This window comes from Aeromonas sp. QDB11 (assembly GCF_027705265.1).
Taxonomy (GTDB): Bacteria; Pseudomonadota; Gammaproteobacteria; order Enterobacterales; family Aeromonadaceae; genus Aeromonas; species Aeromonas allosaccharophila.
The window spans coordinates 1-6,311 of the sequence record NZ_JAPDBM010000112.1 but is presented as its reverse complement, the minus strand read 5'-3'; the positions used below and the strand labels follow the sequence as shown (position 1 = coordinate 6,311).

Annotated in this window: 7 protein-coding genes; 6 read left to right on the top strand and 1 reads right to left on the bottom strand. The window is 56.1% G+C overall.

Features of this window, described 5'->3' with window-relative positions:
• Nucleotides 1–111 precede the first annotated feature (111 nt).
• Nucleotides 112–972 (top strand): aminoglycoside N-acetyltransferase AAC(3)-IId, encoded by an 861-nt coding sequence (gene aac(3)-IId / locus OKC40_RS21550; RefSeq protein ID WP_000557454.1) that lies wholly within the window; start codon nt 112–114, stop codon nt 970–972.
• Between the two features lie 12 nt (nt 973–984).
• Nucleotides 985–1,527, top strand: coding sequence for an AAA family ATPase (locus OKC40_RS21545; RefSeq protein ID WP_000587837.1), 543 nt, complete (start codon nt 985–987; stop codon nt 1,525–1,527).
• 481 nt (nt 1,528–2,008) lie between these two features.
• On the opposite strand, the gene OKC40_RS21540 is transcribed toward OKC40_RS21545, so the two are convergent.
• A complete protein-coding gene (locus OKC40_RS21540) occupies nt 2,009–2,200 on the bottom strand; it encodes a hypothetical protein (protein WP_000951934.1) in 192 nt (63 codons plus the stop codon).
• Between the two features lie 23 nt (nt 2,201–2,223).
• On the opposite strand from OKC40_RS21540, the gene OKC40_RS21535 reads away from it, so the two are divergent.
• The 4 genes from OKC40_RS21535 to OKC40_RS21520 form a co-directional block, all read left to right on the top strand.
• The gene (locus OKC40_RS21535; RefSeq protein ID WP_000248278.1) at nt 2,224–2,451 is read left to right on the top strand and encodes a hypothetical protein; all 228 of its coding nucleotides are present in this window, start codon (nt 2,224–2,226) and stop codon (nt 2,449–2,451) included.
• A gap of 50 nt (nt 2,452–2,501) precedes the next feature.
• Complete coding sequence (locus OKC40_RS21530; RefSeq protein WP_000080861.1) at nt 2,502–3,638, top strand: DUF3883 domain-containing protein; 1,137 nt, start codon at nt 2,502–2,504, stop codon at nt 3,636–3,638.
• Nucleotides 3,639–3,752: 114 nt separating this feature from the next.
• On the top strand, nt 3,753–5,123 hold the full coding sequence (locus tag OKC40_RS21525; RefSeq protein ID WP_000971921.1) for an IS1182-like element ISCfr1 family transposase: 1,371 nt from the start codon (nt 3,753–3,755) through the stop codon (nt 5,121–5,123).
• An 820-nt stretch (nt 5,124–5,943) separates the two neighbouring features.
• On the top strand, nt 5,944–6,311 hold a 368-nt coding region (locus OKC40_RS21520), incomplete at its 3' end, for a class A beta-lactamase (protein ID WP_032424450.1).

The window sequence follows — 6,311 nt, the reverse complement described above, 5'->3', positions numbered from 1 at the left end:
AGGTGAAGATCCTTTTTGATAATCTCATGACCAAAATCCCTTAACGTGAGTTTTCGTTCCACTGAGCGTCAGACCCCGTATAGTGTTTTGCAGTTTAGAGGAGATATCGCGATGCATACGCGGAAGGCAATAACGGAGGCGCTTCAAAAACTCGGAGTCCAAACCGGTGACCTCTTGATGGTGCATGCCTCACTTAAAGCGATTGGTCCGGTCGAAGGAGGAGCGGAGACGGTCGTTGCCGCGTTACGCTCCGCGGTTGGGCCGACTGGCACTGTGATGGGATACGCGTCGTGGGACCGATCACCCTACGAGGAGACTCTGAATGGCGCTCGGCTGGATGACGAAGCCCGCCGTACCTGGCTGCCGTTCGATCCCGCAACAGCCGGGACTTACCGTGGGTTCGGCCTGCTGAATCAATTTCTGGTTCAAGCCCCCGGCGCGCGGCGCAGCGCGCACCCCGATGCATCGATGGTCGCGGTTGGTCCGCTGGCTGAAACGCTGACGGAGCCTCACGAACTCGGTCACGCCTTGGGGGAAGGATCGCCCGTCGAGCGGTTCGTTCGCCTTGGCGGGAAGGCCCTGCTGTTGGGTGCGCCGCTAAACTCCGTTACCGCATTGCACTACGCCGAGGCGGTTGCCGATATCCCCAACAAACGGTGGGTGACGTATGAGATGCCGATGCTTGGAAGAGACGGTGAAGTCGCCTGGAAAACGGCATCGGATTACGATTCAAACGGCATTCTCGATTGCTTTGCTATCGAAGGAAAGCCGGATGCGGTTGAAACTATAGCAAATGCTTACGTGAAGCTCGGTCGCCATCGAGAAGGTGTCGTGGGCTTTGCTCAGTGCTACCTGTTCGACGCGCAGGACATCGTGACGTTCGGCGTCACCTATCTTGAGAAGCATTTCGGAACCACTCCGATCGTGCCTCCGCACGAGGCCGTCGAGCGCTCTTGCGAGCCTTCAGGTTAGAGGCCGTCGACAATGATAATCTGGATCAACGGACCTTTCGGCGCCGGAAAGACGACGCTCGCTAAGCGGCTGCGCGATCGGCGTTCCAAATCGCTGATCTTTGACCCCGAGGAAATCGGGTTCGTGGTGAAAGAAACGGTCCCCATGCCAGCGAGCGGAGACTATCAGGATCTCCCCTTGTGGAGGGGACTTACGATCGCGGCGGTCAGGGAGATTCGAAGGAATTACTCGCAGGACATCATCATCCCAATGACGCTCGTGCACCCGGACTATCTGACTGAGATACTCGACGGGGTAAGGCGGATCGACGATCAGCTGCTGCACATCTTTCTGACGCTCAACGAGGACCTATTGCGTCACCGGATCGCGAACCAGACCATGCATCCTGACCCGAATCGAAATGCGGAGATTCGAGAGTGGCGATTAGCGAATGTCGCCCGATGCTTGGCCGCAAGGGAACGGCTTCCATGCACAACCCGTGTTCTCGATAGTGGTGCACACACCAGCGATGAACTCGCAGCGATGGTGCTCGACGGAATCGATGGGCGCACCTGATCGCCTTCGACGCCTGCGCAAAGCGTAGCGCGAGGGTGGCGGGCTCACGACCAAACGCCCAGAGGTCGATCATCGCAGGGATGTTTGGCTTTGTGGTGCGGACGACGGGACTCGAACCCGTACTCTCACAGAGAAGCAGATTTTCGTACCACCTCGACTTTCGCCGCCGTCTGATGACGTTCGTGGTCTGGACTGTCCCTTCGCCATTGCCCGAAGGCTTTAGGCGCCGCCCGTCCAGTCTCTACACCTTCCCCCGAAGGGGCTTGGCTCGGGATTGGCTTAGGGTATTGCCCGTTAGCGTTCCCCGACTTTGAGCGGTTCTACTCCGCGGATTTCCCCGCGGGCACTCCAATTTTAAAGTCTGCTGCGTCTACCGATTTCGCCACGTCCGCCTTTTTTCGCCGTTCCTAGCGCTCGTGCGATGCACCTATGTTGCACCTAGCGCCGAATCGTTCTTCGTCATCCTGAAAAACCACGTCTCCTAAAGCCTTGCATAGCTTATCTTTTCTCCACCACGAACTTTTTTGTGGGATGGTAGAAAAAAAGACTTTTTAAGTCCGCTGGCTTGCCAGGCCTTGTTAGCTTGTACGGTCATGGTTATCGGGTAAAGAATATTGACGGCATCGCTGGTGTCGGTGGCTGAAAAGCCGGCTCCCATCAGGGCAATAGCCATTTCAGATGCAGGCGTACAGGGCAATGGTCAACAGCTACAGCCTGTCTGACGATTCCGGCGTCATGGCTGCGGCGGCTATCACGCATTTTTTGTTCGGTCAGGCGGTGTTTTCGTACCTCAATGGTTGGAGCGTGTTGATCGGACCTGGTACAGGTTTGGACAGCACGGGCTGCAAATACGCAAGGGATTTAATGGGCCTGGTGGCGTTCACGGCTTTTATCGTGACGTTTCTGTTCAGGGGCTACTCATAATCTCGTGGCTCGGCGGTTCCCGGCACACCATGACAGTAAGGAAGGACCCTGTGTCTCAACTCTCCCAGCTTCGAAGCCCCGCCGCCGTGCAGGCTGCCATCGATGAGTTCGTGCAACTGGGCCGCACGAAATTCCTGGCGCGCCACGGCTACGGCAAGTCCCGCGACTTCCTGGTACGTGATCCGAAGACCGGCACCGATTGCGATTCCAAGGCCATCGCCGGTGTGGCCTTCGGCAAGCAATTTCCCGAGCAGGGCCCGCTCACTGCTGACAGCTTCTCCGGTGGCGAGACGACCGTCGTTCCGGCGCTGACGCGGCTCGGGTTTCGCATCATTCGCATCGGCGAAGACTGGTCCGAAGAAGAGGTCCTGGCCACGGTCGAAGACTATTTCGACATGCTGCGTGCCGAGGCGGCTGGGGAGCCGTACCACAAGTCCGAGCACAACCAGGCACTGCGCCAACTGCTGAACGGTCGCAGCAAGTCTTCAGTCGAGCTCAAGCACCAGAACATTAGCGCCGTACTCGATGCCCTGGGCCTGCCCTATATCAACGGCTACAAGCCACGCGGCAACAGCCAACTGCTGCTGCGTAAATCCGTACACGCCTACGTTCTGGAACATCAGCAGACGGTCGGCGCTCTTGTCGATGCCCTGGAGGAGGTAAAACTTCCGGGTGACAAAACCTACCGAGCGGCTTTGGTAGAACCACCCGCCCGTGAAGTGCTTGTGCGTACCCCGGCATCTCTACGGCAACGCCTACCGCGAAAGTTCGATTATGCCGCTCGCGATGAAGCCAACCGCAAGCTGGGCCGGGCAGGGGAGCAGTGGGTGATTGGCTACGAACAGCAACGCCTGACCGAGCTCGGCCACCCAGAGCTTTTTCAGCGGCTGGATTGGGTGTCCGACACCCAGGGAGACGGTGCGGGGTTCGACATCCTGTCGTTCGAAGAGGACGCCCATGAGCGCTTCATCGAGGTGAAAACCACCAATGGCGGGGTAGGCTCGTCTTTCTTGGTCAGCCACAACGAACTCGAATTCTCCAAGGAGGCGGGCGATCAATTCCATCTGTATCGCGTGTTCCAGTTTCGGGACGGTCCGCGCCTGTTCACGCTACCCGGCGACCTCAGCCAACATGTGCATCTCAAGCCGACGGACTACCGGGCGAGTTTCCGGAGTTTGGTGGGGTAAAGGCAGGGTTCTGTTGAGCCGAATGGCTGTGTGCGGCCGATTCTGTTGAAAAAGTAGCGGCCTCCCCATGCCGTTGGCAAAATTGCTTTGTCAGCGAGCGTGGGGGCGAACAGCATGATGGGACAGTTACCGGGAGGACAGCAGCGCCTGTTCTACTCGTTCAATCTGGAAGATCACGTCCCGGCCCAACATCTCCTGCGCAGCATCGACCAGTGCTTGGATCTCAGTGATCTACGTGCCTACCTGGCAGATTTCTATAGCCCCATCGGGCGTCCCTCGATTGACCCGGAGTTGATGGTGCGCATGCTGGTCGTCGGCTACTGCTATGGCATTCGTTCCGAGCGGCGATTGTGCGAAGAGGTGCACCTGAACCTGGCCTATCGCTGGTTCTGCCGGTTGGGTCTGGAAGACGAAGTCCCCAATCACTCGACCTTCTCGAAGAATCGCCATGGGCGTTTTCGTGACAGCGATCTATTCCGCTGGTTATTCAATGAGGTGCTGCGGCGCTGCATGGCAGCCGGCCTAGTCAAGGGTGAAGGTTTCGCCGTCGACGCCAGCATCATTAAGGCGGATGCCAGCCGGCAACGTGGGGTGGCGGGAGATGAGGTCGATTGGAACGATCCAAAGCTCAGCAGCCGCGCAGTGCGCGAGTACCTCGAAGCCCTTGATGAAGAGGCGCTGGCTGAGGCTCTTCCCAAGAAAATTTCGCTCACTGATCCTCAGTCCCGTTGGACAGCAGCGCCAGGTGGCCCGGCCTTTTTTGCCTACTCCACGAATTACCTGATCGACACTGAGCACGGTGTGATCATGGACGTGGAAGCTACCCCGGCGCACCGTACCGCCGAAGTCGATTCGACTAGGACGATGGTCGAGCGTGTCGAGGCGCAGTTCGATCTCACACCGGAACGCCTTATCGGCGATACCGCTTATGGCACCGCCCCGATGCTGGCCTGGATGGTCGAAGAAAAGGACATCGAACCGCATGTGCCGGTGTGGGACAAGACCGAGCGCAAGGACGACAGCCTCTCCAGTAACGACTTTCACTGGAGTCAGGACGCCAATGAATATCGCTGCCCAGCCGGCAAACCGCTACGCAGTGAATGGCGCGCCTTCACCCAGCAAAGGTCGCGGGTAACTAAGGCCAAAACCGTCATTTACCGCTCCAGCCAAACCGACTGCGCCACCTGCCCGTTGAAAGCGAAATGCTGCCCCAACACGCCGAATCGGAAGATCGTCCGCAGCATCCATGAGGCTGCCCGCGACGTGGCTCGACGCATCGCCAAGACACCGGAGTACCTCGTCTCTCGCTGCGAACGAAAGAAGGTGGAGATGCTTTTCGCCCACCTCAAACGGATCATGAAACTCGACCGTTTACGACTGCGTGGCCTAACGGGTGCCACTGACGAATTCACCTTGGCTGCGATGGTGCAGAACCTGCGCCGCATGGCCAAGCTTTTGCCTCAAGGGCCACCGCTGACGGGATAGGTATGCCTGCTACGAGCAGAAACCCTCAAATTAACCCTTAAACCTGAGCAAGGACGCTCAGTGAAACGCCGGAAGGCAACTTGAAGTGGCTTGCAGCCACTTCGACAGCAGGCACACCTGATCGGCAGGCTGCCGCTAAAGCTACTTTTTCAACAGAATCGGCCGATTTGTGCCGGTCGTCAAGGACCGCTTCGGATCACTCTCAACCGGATCGCGGGCCAGCTGATTTGCTAAAACCCGCGCCAAACTCAACGAAGGATTTCGCATGATCCGTTTTTTTTGGCGATCACGCTCGGCCTGATGGTTGGCTGCTCGTCGAGTTCAAGTTCGATCTGATCAGTGAGCGGTAGCGCAAGTGGATCGCCTCAGCCAAGCAGCGTTGTTGCCGGCGGCCGGAAGAAAGCCTTGAACTAGTAGCGGAAAGGATGAAACTTTATTTTTACGATTCTCAGCATTTTCCAAGGTTGAGCGAAAATTAGGATGATACTTTAATGATTCCGGCCTCCATCCCCACAAAACGCTTGCAGATGGCAGAATTGAAATAAGTCATTGTTTTAAATGGATTTTTGCAGGAATTGCTACGTTGCAGGGTCCTGTAGTTAGGATGACACTTTATTTTCCTCCCACAGGCCTCGTGATACGCCTATTTTTATAGGTTAATGTCATGATAATAATGGTTTCTTAGACGTCAGGTGGCACTTTTCGGGGAAATGTGCGCGGAACCCCTATTTGTTTATTTTTCTAAATACATTCAAATATGTATCCGCTCATGAGACAATAACCCTGATAAATGCTTCAATAATATTGAAAAAGGAAGAGTATGAGTATTCAACATTTTCGTGTCGCCCTTATTCCCTTTTTTGCGGCATTTTGCCTTCCTGTTTTTGCTCACCCAGAAACGCTGGTGAAAGTAAAAGATGCTGAAGATCAGTTGGGTGCACGAGTGGGTTACATCGAACTGGATCTCAACAGCGGTAAGATCCTTGAGAGTTTTCGCCCCGAAGAACGTTTTCCAATGATGAGCACTTTTAAAGTTCTGCTATGTGGTGCGGTATTATCCCGTGTTGACGCCGGGCAAGAGCAACTCGGTCGCCGCATACACTATTCTCAGAATGACTTGGTTGAGTACTCACCAGTCACAGAAAAGCATCTTACGGATGGCATGACAGTAAGAGAATTATGCAGTGC